The sequence below is a fragment of the Candidatus Rokuibacteriota bacterium genome, from assembly GCA_016209385.1.
Lineage (GTDB): Bacteria > Methylomirabilota > Methylomirabilia > Rokubacteriales > CSP1-6 > JACQWB01.
The window spans coordinates 20932-33935 of sequence record JACQWB010000278.1; the positions used below are offsets into that span (position 1 = coordinate 20932).

13 protein-coding genes are annotated in these 13004 nt (G+C 68.2%); 2 read left to right on the forward strand and 11 right to left on the reverse strand.

Annotation, left to right across the window (positions count from 1 at the left end):
- From HY726_21185 to HY726_21215, 7 genes are read right to left on the reverse strand one after another with little or no spacing between them, the layout of a single operon-like run.
- The gene (locus HY726_21185; GenBank protein MBI4611512.1) at positions 1-1272 is read right to left on the reverse strand and encodes an ABC transporter permease; all 1272 of its coding nucleotides are present in this window, start codon (positions 1270-1272) and stop codon (positions 1-3) included.
- Positions 1272-2000 (reverse strand): tetratricopeptide repeat protein, encoded by a 729-nt coding sequence (locus HY726_21190; protein MBI4611513.1) that lies wholly within the window; start codon positions 1998-2000, stop codon positions 1272-1274. The genes HY726_21185 and HY726_21190 overlap by 1 nt, the downstream gene beginning before the upstream one ends.
- Positions 1997-3109, reverse strand: coding sequence for a 3-dehydroquinate synthase (locus HY726_21195; protein ID MBI4611514.1), 1113 nt, complete (start codon positions 3107-3109; stop codon positions 1997-1999). The genes HY726_21190 and HY726_21195 overlap by 4 nt, the downstream gene beginning before the upstream one ends.
- 19 nt (positions 3110-3128) lie before the next feature.
- On the reverse strand, positions 3129-3881 hold the full coding sequence (locus tag HY726_21200; protein ID MBI4611515.1) for an amidohydrolase family protein: 753 nt from the start codon (positions 3879-3881) through the stop codon (positions 3129-3131).
- Complete coding sequence (locus HY726_21205) at positions 3878-5149, reverse strand: phenylacetate--CoA ligase family protein (protein MBI4611516.1); 1272 nt, start codon at positions 5147-5149, stop codon at positions 3878-3880. The genes HY726_21200 and HY726_21205 overlap by 4 nt, the downstream gene beginning before the upstream one ends.
- A 14-nt stretch (positions 5150-5163) precedes the next feature.
- On the reverse strand, positions 5164-6504 hold the full coding sequence (locus HY726_21210; GenBank protein ID MBI4611517.1) for a phenylacetate--CoA ligase family protein: 1341 nt from the start codon (positions 6502-6504) through the stop codon (positions 5164-5166).
- A gap of 11 nt (positions 6505-6515) precedes the next feature.
- Positions 6516-7340, reverse strand: coding sequence for a class I fructose-bisphosphate aldolase family protein (locus tag HY726_21215; GenBank protein ID MBI4611518.1), 825 nt, complete (start codon positions 7338-7340; stop codon positions 6516-6518).
- Between the two features lie 266 nt (positions 7341-7606).
- Here HY726_21215 and HY726_21220 point away from each other — a divergent pair, with 266 nt between their 5' ends.
- Together HY726_21220 and HY726_21225 are read left to right on the forward strand one after the other, a co-directional pair.
- On the forward strand, positions 7607-8650 hold the full coding sequence (locus tag HY726_21220; GenBank protein ID MBI4611519.1) for an LLM class flavin-dependent oxidoreductase: 1044 nt from the start codon (positions 7607-7609) through the stop codon (positions 8648-8650).
- A gap of 221 nt (positions 8651-8871) precedes the next feature.
- Entirely contained in the window at positions 8872-9990 is a 1119-nt protein-coding gene (locus HY726_21225; protein ID MBI4611520.1) for a type IV pilus twitching motility protein PilT, read from the forward strand.
- Between the two features lie 99 nt (positions 9991-10089).
- Here the strand turns inward: HY726_21225 and HY726_21230 are convergent, their stop codons facing one another.
- From HY726_21230 to HY726_21245, 4 genes are all read right to left on the reverse strand, one after another.
- On the reverse strand, positions 10090-11169 hold the full coding sequence (locus HY726_21230) for a GNAT family N-acetyltransferase (protein ID MBI4611521.1): 1080 nt from the start codon (positions 11167-11169) through the stop codon (positions 10090-10092).
- Positions 11166-11918 (reverse strand): class I SAM-dependent methyltransferase, encoded by a 753-nt coding sequence (locus HY726_21235; GenBank protein ID MBI4611522.1) that lies wholly within the window; start codon positions 11916-11918, stop codon positions 11166-11168. The genes HY726_21230 and HY726_21235 overlap by 4 nt, the downstream gene beginning before the upstream one ends.
- Positions 11919-12007: 89 nt before the next feature.
- Positions 12008-12205: a hypothetical protein gene (locus HY726_21240; protein MBI4611523.1), complete on the reverse strand. Its 198-nt coding sequence runs from the start codon at positions 12203-12205 to the stop codon at positions 12008-12010.
- A gap of 405 nt (positions 12206-12610) precedes the next feature.
- Positions 12611-13004 (reverse strand): metal-dependent phosphohydrolase (locus HY726_21245; protein MBI4611524.1); only part of this gene is annotated, 394 nt, incomplete at its 5' end.

The window sequence follows — 13004 nt, forward strand, 5'->3', positions numbered from 1 at the left end:
TCAGGTGTAGCGAAGGGCCGCCGCCACGCGCATCCGCGAGGCCCGCAGCGCGGGGTAGAGGCTGGAAACGAGCGCGGTCAGCACCGACGAGGCAAAGGTGAGGAGCAGCACGCGGGGAACGACGTTGAGAAACACGACGTAGCCTCTGGAGGCCCCGGGCGGCGGCGCCATGGCGATCCCGCCGAGGGCGTTCATCAGATGGCAGGTGCCGACGCCGGCCACGGTGCCGAGCGCTGCCCCGACCAGGCCGACGAGCAGCCCCTCGAGGAGGAAGAGCTCCGCCACGACGGGACGGCCGACTCCGAGCGCCATGAGCGTCCCGATCTCCCGCGTCCGCTCGAAGATCGCCATCAGCATCGTGTTCAGGATGCTCAAGACGACGATGAGGGCGATGACGACTCGGACGAACCGGTACATCCCTTCGTAGACCCGGACCACGCGATGGTAGAAGCTGGCCAGCTCGGTCCAGCGCCGGACCTCCAGGGGCCACCCGCCCCGCTCGATCTCGTCGCTCAGGCGCCGGGCGACGGGATCCGTCAAGTCGGTGTCCGTCAACAGCACGACGACCCTGTCCACCCGGTCGCTCTGGACGAGCCGCTGGGCCATCGGGAGCGGCAGAAGGATCGCCCGCTGGTCAAAGTCCTCGGCACCGGTCTCGAAGGTGCCGGCCACCGTGACATCCATCCCGTTGATCGTGCCCCCCAGGGTCGTCGTGAGCAGGATTACCCTGTCGGCGGCCTTCACGTCGAGGGCCGCCGCGAGGCCCTTGGCGACCAGGATCTCGCGGGCTGCAGAGGTTGCCAGGGGCGCGCCGCTCGCGATGGTCAGGAAGGACAGGGCCGCACCCTCCTTCTCCGGTTCCATCCCCCGCCCCACGAACGGCAGCGTGGTCTCCCCGTTCCCGATGAGCCCGCTGATCTCGAGACGCCGGGACACCCCTTCGACCTCGGACCATCCGAGGAGGATCCGCTCCACCGCCTCGGCTTGCGATCCTTCGAGGAGGACGGACATCGGGTGGGAGAGGCGCTTCTCGGCGTGCCCCGTCCTGGCGATCTGCAGGTGACCCAGGTGGTTCCGGATGGTCGTCTCCCGAAGCCCCCAGAACGCGTAATCCATGTATCCGCCGAACGTGATCAGGGCGACGGAGCCGGAGGCGATCGCGGAGACGGTGATGGCTGTCCGTCGCTTGTTCCTCAACACGTTGCGCCAGGCAATGCGCGTGTGCTCGGGGAGCGTTAGAACCCACCACGCCACCCGCCGCGCGACAGGCATCAGCGAAGCCGGTCCAGCTCGCTCCGAGCCCAGACGTTTTGTGGCTGGAGTGCCACGGCTCGCTCGAGAACCTCACGGGCTTCCGCCCGCTGCCCCCGCTCTCTCAGCGCGATCCCGAGCCAGACCCGGGCCTGAACGCTCGCGGCCTCGAGCTGGATCGCCTTCTGGAAATGCCGGACCGCCTCGTCGGGATCTCCCCCGAAGAGCTTCGGGGTCCGGAGCTTCCAGATCCCCATGGCCAGGGCGGCGCGCGGGTTGTCGGGATCGAGCTTCAGGGCCAGGGCGAGCTCGTTGTAGGATCGCCGACCGTACAGCACCCCGGTCATCCCGCCCTTGAGGCTGATAAGCCGCCCGTAGGCCTCACCGAGGATCCGGTGAGCGTCGGAGTGTTGAGGGAGCTGCTGGATGGCAGTCCTGGCCGAAGCGATGGCCTGGTCGATCTCGCCGAGGGCCCTGTCCGTTTCCTTGCGCCACGCGTGGATGCCGACCAGGGCGAGGGCGACCCTGGCCTGGTAGTAGGGAACGGAGGGAGACGGGACCCCCGAGCGGGCAAGCTGATCGAATAGGCTTCGGGCCCTCCCCAGCGCCTCGGCGTCAAAGGCCGACTCGCCGGCCTCGAGCAACCGGCGGGCCTCGTCCGGAAGGTCCGCCGACGGTTCATCAGCGCCGAGCATGACCGAAAGCACCAGCAGGAAGACCCCGATTCCCCGCACGGCCGTCGCCCTCACTGCTCGACGATCGTCTCGGTCACCTTGATCCCGACGTGCCTTCCCGGCTCGCAGACATAGCCGAGGACCCTCTCCCCCTGCCTCAGCGTCGTCACGCCGCGGGGTGCCCCGTCAGCGCCGAAGATCCGCACATGCCAGTCATCCTGGGCGAAGAGATTCACGACGGCGGCGCCGCCCACCGCCTCGATCCTCAGCAGCGGGCGGATCTCGATCTTCACCCGCCCGACCCCGACTGTCCTCGCCTCCCCCGAGGTGCGCACCGCGAGCACCTCCGAGCCGGCTCTCAGGTCAGTCAGATACTCGGCCATCTCCCGCGGTCCCCAGAGGTAGGAGTGGATCGCTCCGGCGTTCACGCGGAACGGTCGCGTATTCATGTAGGGGAGCGGGTGAACCTCCGAGCAGACCAGGATGCCCCCACCGGAGGTGGAGCCCACGACCATCCCCTCGTCCTCCGCCATCAGGGTCGTGGTATCGACGCAGGCGCGGTGTCCCATCCCCGCGTACTGGAGCCGGACGACCTGCATCTCCACCAGCTCCAGACGATGGGTGGGCCGCGCGCTCAGCTCATGAGCGATCCCGGCCACGGTCGCGGGATCACCGGGCGCCAGGAGGATCCCGTGACAGCCGTGCTCGAGCACCCCGAGGGCCACCAGCGCCTCCTCGGCGGTCTCCACGGTCTTGATCACCCGCGCCCGCGTGGACTGGGCGCGCGCCAGGATCAGCTCCAGGGGGATGTTGGTCTGCTCCTCGAGCGCGACGAAGAGGTAGTCGACCTGCTCGAGGAGCTGGCAGGCTTCCTCCAGGGTCCCGTCATCGCTGACCCGACACACGACTCCGACCGGGTTCCCGCGGCTCCTGGCCTGCTCCGCGAGGTCGCGCGAGCGGCACAGGACGACCTCGCCCCGGCCCGCGACCTCGGCCAGCTCTCCCGCGTCGGAGACCAGCCAGCCGCGGCGCACGCGCGCGGGAATGTCCACGGAGGCCGCCTGGGGCGGGCGCATGAGAAGCGCGGTGACGGGGGAGTGGAGCGCCGTCGCCAGCGCCTGCGGCTCGACAGCCGGCAGGCCGGTCAAATCGAGCCACACCTCCGGAACCCTCAGCGCTTGCATCGGCACCCCTTCGCCCGCTTCAGGCCACGAGCGCCAGCATGTTCGTCGAGGTCACCTGCTCGAACGCCGGGCCGCGGAGCAGCAGATCGAGCTTCTCCAGCTCGACCTGCGGGTGGTGGAGCGGGAACTCGGAGCCGAAGATCAGCTTCCCGGGGCCCAGCCGTTCCAGGGCCGCCTTGAGGATCAGGTAGGATCCACCAGACGTCTCCAGAAAGAGGTTGTCGTGCCGGGCCGCCAGCTCGATCGCGTCCATGTCGGCGGGGCCGAACCCCATGTGACCGAGGATGAAGACGGTGCCGGAGAACTGCCCCGCCAGCAGTCCCATCTTCTCGGTGCACGCTCCGGGATGGTAGACGACGTGGGTGTAGAGGGGAACGCCGAGCGCCCCGCACGCAGCGGCCAGGTCGAGAACCGTCCTCGACGTGAGGGAGAAGCGGTGCACGAGGGGGGCGAGCTTGAGACCGCGGAATCCCCGCCGGACGGCCAGCTCGAACTCCGCCACAGCGGTGTCGCCCTCGTGGGGGTTGACGCAGTAGAACCCCAAGAATTTTTCCGGCCTCTGCCGGATCAGGCGCTCGACGAGCTGGTTCGGAATCGCCGTCGCGTGGATCGGCTCCGCGCCGGTGAGGTAGCGGGTCATCTTCCTCACGTCGATCATGCCCCCCGGCACCAGGACGGCCCGATCGATGTTCGCTTGCGCCATCTGGGCGGCCAGCAGCTCCGGTGAACCGTAGCCGTCCTCGGTCACGTGAGCGTGGCCGTCAACGATCACGGCCCGCCTCCCGATTGCTCCCCGATCACCCTGAGGAGCTTCCCCCCGGAGTACCCGAGGTCCGGGACGAACTCCACGGAACAGGCGAGGCCGAAGCGTCGGTGGAGCTCGGCCCGGATCGACTCGCTGAGCGACCCTCGATCCTCGATCGGTGGCCCGGGCAGCAGCACGCGCACCGAGCCGGCCTCGGGTTTGAGCCGGTACCAGGGGCTCACCCCCGGGAGAGCCAGCAGCACCTCCTCGATGTCCAGGGCGAAGCGGGGCGGCTCGACGGCTGCGACCACGTCCTCCGCGCGCCCGCGGAGGCGCAGCCGCGGGCCCGGGATCCCGCAGCGACAGGCTGACGGCTCCCAGCACCCCAGATCCCCCGTCCGAAACCGCAAGAGCGGGGAAGCCTGCCGCCACAGCACGGTGACGACGACCTCGCCCACGGGAGGGTCCGCGTCGGCGTCCGGCACATCCGCGCCTGGAACGACTTCGACGTGGACGAAGTTGGAGGCCACGTGATAGCCGTCCCGCATCGAACACTCAAGGCCGACGGGCCCGCACTCCAGCGATCCGTAGTAGAGGAAGGCAGGACACCCCCAGAGATCCTCGATGCGACGCCGCAGCGCCCGAGAGCACGGCTCGCCGATGAGCCAGAGGGATCTCAACCTGATCTCCCCCGGGATGCTGATCCCCGAGCCCCCGGCGAGCTCTGCCAGGTGCAGGGCGTAGGACGGGGTCGTGAACAGGTGATCGCCCCCGAGGGCGCGCATCAGCTTCAGCGTCTTGGCAGGATCGGCGTAGAACCCGCCTTTCCCCACCGGCACCACGCACGCGCCGATCCCATCCTGGAGAGCCCGATGGATCGCCAGGCCGGTCACGCTCACCTCGTACGGAAGGGCGTTGAACACGATCTCCCCTTGGGCGATTCCCAGGAGCCGCGCCGCGGGCGCCTCGGACAGGAGCGGCATGAGCCCGCGAACGTACAGATCCTCCCAGTTGAAGAACACGTAGAGCGGCAGCCTGCCGCTGGTCCCGGTTGAGAGATGGGCCTGGGCGAGCTGGTCCTTGGGGACCGACAGGAGGATCCAGGGATCTCCTTCCAGTTCCTCCCGGTCCGTGAACGGGAGCAACGACAGGTCCTCAGGACGGTGAATCTGGTCGGGAGTCACGCCCGCCTTCATGAACTTTTCCCGGTAGAACGGATTCCGATAGTAGGCATGGGTCGCGACCTGATGGAGCCGCGACGCTGAGGCCAGAGACTTCTCGAGCAGAAAGGACATGGCACCCTCCGCGATCAGCCGAGGTTCGGGCACGGCTCTTCGTGGATCACCCGCACGGTCTTTCCCCCGCTCCGGGGAAGCTCGGCAACGAACCGGACCTCGACGGCGACCCCGATCGCGTATTCGAGCTGGCTTTCAATGGCCCGCCGGACGGTCTCCGTCGGCGGGACGCCGGCCGCAGGTTCGATCCTGACGCAGAGGCGATCGGGCTTCGGCAGGAGCTCGTACCAGTTGCCGGCCTCGGGAATTCGCATCAGGAGCTCCTCGAGGTAGTACGGCGAGTAGGCCGCGCCGCCGACCTGAATCTGGTCGCCCGCGCGGCCGCGGAGGTGGAGCTTCCAGAGCGCGACGCCGCACCCACACGGGAGGTCGTCGACGAAGCCGAGGTCGCCGGTCCGGTAGCGGATCACCGGCGAGGCCAGCCGCGTCAGCTCCGTGACGACGATCTCGCCCACCTCTCCGGACGCGAGAGGCGTCGCCGTCGCCGGGTCGACGATCTCGACATAGACGTGCCCCGCGGCCACGTGGTATCCGCTCCGCGCCGGGCACTCGATGCCGATGGGCCCGGCTTCGAGGGAGCCGTAGAAGAAATACGCGGGGTGGCCCCAGAGTGCCTCGACCCGCTCGCGGAAGGCGGGCGAGCAGCCCTCCCCGGTCAACCAGAGGAACCGGAGAGGGATCTCGGCGAGGGCGATCTTCTCCCGCTCGGCGGCCTCGGCCAGGAGTACGGCATAGGAGGGGGTGGTGATCAGAATCGTCGCGCCCAGATCGACCGCCGCCCGGAGGGTCCGCTCCGGCGTCGAGTAGTAGCCGCCCTTGCCCGTGGGCACCACCAGCGCGCCGCAACCCTTCTGGAACGTCCGGTGGAAGGCGAGACCGGCCGAGCTCATCTCGTACGGGAGGGCATTGACGACCACGTCGTCGATCCCCACCGGGACCAGCCGCCGCATGGCAGGTCCCAGGTTGAAGACATGAAGATCCTCCCAGGTGTGGGGGATGTAGATCTCCTCGCCGCCTGTGGTCCCCGTGGAGACATGAATCTGGGAGACCTGATGCAGGGGAACGGCGAGGAGCACCCAGGGCTTCCCGCGGATCTCCTCCCTGCCGGTCAGGGGCACGCGCGGCAGCTCTTCGGGCAGGACCAGGGACGTGGGATCGACACCCGCCGCGACGAACTTCCGCCGGTAGAACCGGTTGCGCTGCCACGCGTGAACCAGGATCCGGGAGAGGGCCTCACGCTGGTAACCGGCCAGCCGCTCCCCGGACCACCGGTCCACCAGATTTTCGCCTTCCCGCAAATACCGCTCGACCAGCTCCGGTCGCGGCCCGCGGAGTCTCCGCTCCAGATACGACACGGCCGTGCCCCTCAGCCGTGAGCGTGGACGAGAGCCGGCGACTCGCTGGCCAGGTCGATGGCGGCCTCGACCGACACGCCATCGTGAACGATCTTGGCGAGCGCCCGGAGGAAGAGATGGGGCGCCGGATGCTGAAAGACGTTCCGGCCGATGCAGACCCCCGCTGCCCCGCAGGCCACCGCGGACTCAACCATCTCCAGCACGCGCCGATCCGACCGGTCACGCTCCCCTCCGGCGATCAGGACCGGGACGAAGCATCCGTGAACGACCTCGAGCATCGCCTCGCGGCTGCCCGGGTAGCTCACCTTGACGAGGTCAGCCCCCAGCTCTGCCGCCAGACGGGCCGCGTGCTTGATCGCGGAGGCTGGCGAGCCGGGCTGGGCCCGGGCCCAACGCACGTACGTCATCGCGAGGAGTGGCATCCCCCACTGCTGGCACCGTCCCGCCACCTCCCCGAGGTCCCGCAGCATCTCCCCGTCGCGGGGCACGCCGAGGTTCACGTGGACCGAGACCGCATCAGCCCCGAGGCGAACCGCTTCCTCCACGGATGCGACGAGCACCTTGTGATCAGGGTCGAGACTCAGGGCCGTAGAGCCCGAAAGCTGGAGAATCCAGGGGAGCGTGGCCTCGAGGCCCTCGCTCTCGCTGATGGCGACGCCTCGATGGACGATCACCCCTTGAGCTCCCCCGTCGGCCACAGCCCGCAGGATCTTCCACGGCACCTCGAGCCCGGGGATCGGGCCTCCGGTCACCCCGTGGTCGAGGGCAACGAGCACCGCCCTTCCGGACTTCTGATGGATCAACCGCGCCAACCGAAACCGTTTCCCGCTCCCCATACCCGCCTCCCACTGACCCGACGCCCGAGCGCCACCAGCACACAGACCCGTCAGCGTCGGCATACACAGCGCACGCGACCGACGGTGCGCGGATTGTGGGCGAGGGGCTGCGCCCCGTCAATGTCCAAAGATCGATACAGCCTCCGGGGTAGCGTCAGCGGCGCCTTGACAGGTGATTCGTCCGCGCCGTATTCTGCCCGTGCGTTGACGCAACACGCTGCGAGTCCCGGTCGCCGGGCGGCAGACTCGAAGAGGGCCTTGATCCCATGCGCTTCGGCCTGTTCACCGAGTTCGAGTGCCCGGCACGGACGAGCGAGGCAACCGCCTTCGACGAGGCGATGGCGCAGATGGTGGCGGCGGAGGCGCTCGGCTTCGACGCCGTCTGGCTCGGCGAGCTCCACTTCCAGAAGGACCGCTCGGTGCTGTCGTCGCCGCTGGTGGTCGCCGCGGCCCTCGCCAGCCGGACCACGCGCATCCGCCTCGGCATCGCCGTCCAGGTCCTGCCGCTGAGCCAGCCGCTGCGCCTGGCGGAGGACGTGGCGACCGTCGATCACCTCTCCAAGGGCCGGCTCGATTTCGGCGTGGGCCGGAGCGGCCTGCCCGGCCACTATGCGGGCTTCAACGTCCCCTACGGCGAGAGCCGTGACCGCTTCACCGAGACGCTGGAGATCCTGATCAAGGCGTGGACGCAGGAGCGGTTCTCGCACGCGGGCAAGTACTTCACGTTCCACGACGTGTGCGTGATGCCCAAGCCCTACCAGAAGCCCCACCCGCCGATCCGAATGGCGGCGACCACGGAGGAGACCTACGGGCTGGTCGGGCGCATGGGCCTGCCGATCTTCGTGGCCGTGCGGACCAGCACCATCGCGGACGTCTCCCGCTTCGTCGGCGGTTATGGGGAAGGCTGGCGCGCGGGCGCCCACCCGGGCGACGGAGACATCGGCCTGAGCGTCCCCGTCTACGTGGCGGAGACGGCCGCCGCCGCGCGCCAGGAGCCCGAGGCGAGCACGCTGCACTTCGTCCGCTCGGTCGCCCGCGCGCTCCAGCAGCCCAGCGAGAGCGGCCAGACGGCGGAGGCGCGCCTGGTGCGCGCCCGGCGGCTTGAGGCGCTCGCCTACGACGAGGTCCTCGACCAGCTCGTGGTCTACGGCACGCCCGAGGCCGTGGCCGACAAGCTCCTCGCCCTGCGGGAGGCCATCGGCTTCACGACGCTCTCGGCGTGGATGAACATGGGCGGGCACATCCCGCACGAGCGGGTCCTGCGCTCCATGCGCCTCTTCGCCGAGCGGGTGATCCCGCGCCTGGCGTAGGGCGGCCCACGGCTCCTCTTGCCCGACATCTCGCGGGCGTCCTCCCTGTTTCCTGAGCCCCCGGCCGGCCTCGGGTGTTTTCCGGACCCGGACCGCAGGGGTTTTCGCTAGTCTTTCTCCGGCGTTCCCTCACTGGATCTTCCAGGGCATCCCCGACAAAAATAAGGCGTGGGAGCATTCGCATCGCGTCGCGAGGGAGACGACCAAAGGGACGGTGAGCAATGGCCGCGACAATGCACGACCTCCTGACCGTCGCAGTCGAGCGCGGAGCCTCGGACCTCCATATCACCACAGGCACGTACCCGCAGATCCGGTTACACGGCAAGCTGAGACCGCTGACCGAATTCGAAGTCCTCACGCCTCAGGACACCCAGCGGCTGGCCTACAGCGTGCTCAGCGAGGAGCAGAAGCAGAGGTTCGAGGAAGAGAACGAGCTGGACCTCTCTTTCGGCATCCAAGGGTTGGCCCACTTCCGGGCCAATGTCTACCGCCAGCGCGGGGCCGTGGCCGCGGCGATCCGCGTGATCCCGTCCAAGATCCGCTCCTTCGAGGCGCTGGGCCTTCCCGCCATCGTCGAGCGGTTGGCGGAGCGGCCCAAGGGCCTCGTGCTGGTGACGGGACCCACGGGCTCGGGGAAGTCCACCACGCTGGCCGCCGTGGTGGACAAGATCAACAACGAGCGGGCCGAGCACGTCGTGACGATCGAAGACCCGATCGAGTTCCTCCACAAGCACAAGAGGTCGGTCGTGAACCAGCGGGAGATCGCGGCCGACACCCACTCCTTCAAGAACGCGCTCAAGTTCATCCTCCGCCAGGACCCTGACGTGGTGCTGATCGGCGAGATGCGCGACCTGGAGACGATCCAGGCGGCCCTGACCATCGCCGAGACCGGGCACCTGACCTTCGCAACGCTCCACACCAACTCCTGCGCCCAGACGCTAAACCGGATCATCGACGTCTTCCCGCCCCACCAGCAGGCCCAGGTGCGCGCCCAGCTCTCGCTGGTCCTCGAAGGTGTCCTCTCCCAGACGCTGCTCCCGCGCGCCGACGGCCGGGGACGGGTACTCGCCCTGGAGATCATGGTCATGACCCCGGCCATCCGGAACCTGATCCGCGAGGAAAAAATCCACCAGATCTACTCTGCGATCCAGGCCGGAGCCAAGTACGGGATGCAGACGATGAACCAGGCGCTGGTCCAGCTGGTGCAGAAGGGCCTCATCACCCGCGAGGAGGCCATGAGCCGCACCACGATGCCCGAGGAGCTCGCCCAGCTCCTGGCCGGAGCGGGCAGCGGCGCGGCTCAGCTCGCTGCCGGAGGCTCCCCCTTCGGCAGGCGCTAACCACCGGCTCCCGATCGGTCTCTGCCCCGACGCTAGAGAGCCTCGGAGGGGCCGCTCCCCACGCCTTCGGCGTCGGGGGGCCGGCCCGCTCCCGTTGGCCTAGAGAACGTCGTTATCCCCCATGACGAAGTAGAAGTCGCCTGGACCTGCCCGGCGGCGGAGCCGCGAGGCCAGGGAGTTCAGAGTCGACGTATCGATCACCACCGGCTGAGAGCGCCTCTTCAGCACCAGCCGACCCCTGCGGAAGGCGTGGTGAAAGAAATTCCCCGGCGACGCGGTGAAGTAGATGGCGATGGCGCCCATTGCCCCGGCCCACCGCGTCACCAGCCGCGAGGCGGCCAGCGCGACCTCCCAGTCCGGCGCCAGGAAGACGTCGACGAGATGGGCAATCGCGTCCCGCACCCTTACGACCAGGTATCCTCGCGTTCGGCCGGATTGGCGGATCAGCGCCACGTGGTACCGGGTGTGCGGTCGCCCGAAGTAGCGCCAGTTCAGAAACTCCCTCCGGCGCAGCGTGAAGCTCGCCACCCGTCGGCCCAGGTCGTGATGGATCTCCTCGAAATCGGACTCGAAGGCCCGGATGGGCTCCAGAGACACGTCGCGCTCCCTCAGGCCTGTCGCCAACTGAGCGGTCTCCGCCGCCACGGCACCGTGCCCCGCGTCCTCTGCGTCGCGGGTGAGCCGATAGCGCATGTATCTCGACCACGACAGGATTTTCGCCTGCACCTCGCAGGGGCCGAGGCAGTGGAGGGCCGGGACTCCCAGGTAGATCGAGAGGGAGGATTCGTTAGGGAAGGAGAAGAGACTGGCCTCCGCTTCCTCGGCCAGGGCGCAGACCATCGTCACGAGATGGCGGAAGACCCCCCGCCCCCGATGCTCGGGTGCCACCGCGGCGTCGACAAACTGGTACGCCGGCCGCTCCTCCCCCATCCGAAAGAATCGCCACGCGACGGCGGGTCTGATCCCTACCAGCTCGCTGTCCCGGTCGAAGGCGGCAAGGATGATGGTCTCGCCGTACGGGTTCCGCTCATAGAGCCACTCGGCCTCCTCCACGGAACGACTCGTCCCCCGACACCGGTTGTGGAACTCATTGAGGCGGGGCAACTCCACCGGGGAGAGCCGGCGGAAACTGTAGGGCGACGCCTGCGCCGCGCCACGTGCGAGGTCGTGCCCGGTCATTTCCGCGCGATGTAGATCACCACCCACGGGCCCGACAGGGGGAGTCCCGGATACCTTCGCGTGTGGATCACGTCCAGCAGGCGGAACCCGCTCGCACGAAAGTATCGCGCCCCGTCCCGGGTGGTGTATCGATTCTGGATCGGCTGCTCCACCAACTCCGGCCGTGCCGCGCCCTGCCAGCGCCCGATCAGCCAGCGAAGGGCCGTCACCGGCCTTGGCCTCGGCATCACGTACTCCGTAAGTTTTCCGACGAGGCGCTCCCCCAAGGTCAGGGTCACGTGGGTCAGGGCGACGTAGTGCCCTCCTGGCCTCAACACCCGCCAGATCTCCCGCATGGCCTCGTGGACATCCAGGAAATGCTCCATGACCCCCACGCCAGCCACCAGATCGAAATACTCACCGGGAAACGGAAGTCGCTCGGCCAGGGCGACGCTCAGGTGCGCGTCTGTCTTCGTCCTGGTCAGCTCGAGGGCTACCCGCGAGAGGTCCACCGCGTATTTGTCGCCCGCCGTCACCGCGGCCAGCAGGTCGCCTTCGCCGCATCCGAGTTCGAGGAACCGGTTGGCCGGGAACCGCGCGAGCAGGGACGCGAAGAACCCGAAGAAGCCGTAGTCCCGTCCCTCCCGCCTCCAGGGGTGTGGATGCCGGCAGTAGAGCGAGTCGTAGGCCCCTGAGACCCTCCTCGCGGAGGCGAACCGGGGGTCGTGGGACAAAAAGATCGGGATGCCTTCGGCCACGGGGTAGGCCACGCGACATGCCGCGCAGTACGCCTCTTCCAGGGGGGTCTTGCAGTCGGGACAGACGTAGAGCCCCGGGTTTCCGGGTTGCGACCCACGACCTAAAAGGCAATCCACCGCTCGCCGTCCAGAGGGGTGAGAAACGCGGCGCCGCGACGGACCGGCTCGGCCTGTTTCGAGTAGAGCAACGCCCGGGCCTGGGGGCTCGGATAGGACACGCCGCACCTGTCAGCAAACGTCTGGGCCCCTCGGGGGTGGGTCCACGAGAGGCTGTAGAGGAGCGAGAGTATAGGACACATAACCGGAGCTCTAAGGCCCTGCGGAAGCAAACTAGTGAGGGCAACCTTCGTGCCAGAGGCGACAGTCGACTGTTCCCGTCTAACTCGCCGGTTTTTTGTTTTGCCTGGAGCCCTTGACTGAGTCCCAAATAGAGCTCGGAGTTTTCTTCGCAGATGCGCATGTAAGGTTTACACCGCACGTGGAAGTTTTACACGGCGATGGGACTCCACGGCTCCGTGGAGAGGGCCGGCCTGATCAGGCGCCGAACTTGGTGAGCCGCAGCGCGTTGGCTCCGCCGAGGCCCCTTCGCCGTCGGTCCCTATCTGTCGCGGGTGGAGAGCCGGCACAGTCTTCGTGAGCCGGCGGTCCAAGATCTGCCGCCACTCCTGGCCCAAGGCCTTTCGCTCTGCGTCGTCAGAATCGTGCTAGCGTCCGACCTCCTCCAGGAGCGTCCACTCGGTCAGGTGGAGGTAGGGGTGGAGCTCTTTCCTGAGGTCCCAGGGGAAGACGATCCGCATCGTGTCGCGGAAGATCTCTCTGAGATGCAGGTCGATCCCCCGGGTGGTCCGGTGGTAGTAGACGTTGGTGTCCATGTAGAACCGGGCGGTGAGGAACATGATGAGGGCCTGGGTGCCGCTCCGGTCCAGCGTCAGGCCCTCCTCGGTGAAGAAGGAGTAGTAGATGACGCGCTCGATGTCGATGGGCCCCACGGCCACGCCGCACATGTAGGAGTCGCGCAGCACGTAGTCCATGTTGTCCGCGGTGTAGATGCCGGAGAGAAGAGGCTTGAGGAACGCGAGCCACCGCGGATGCCCAACC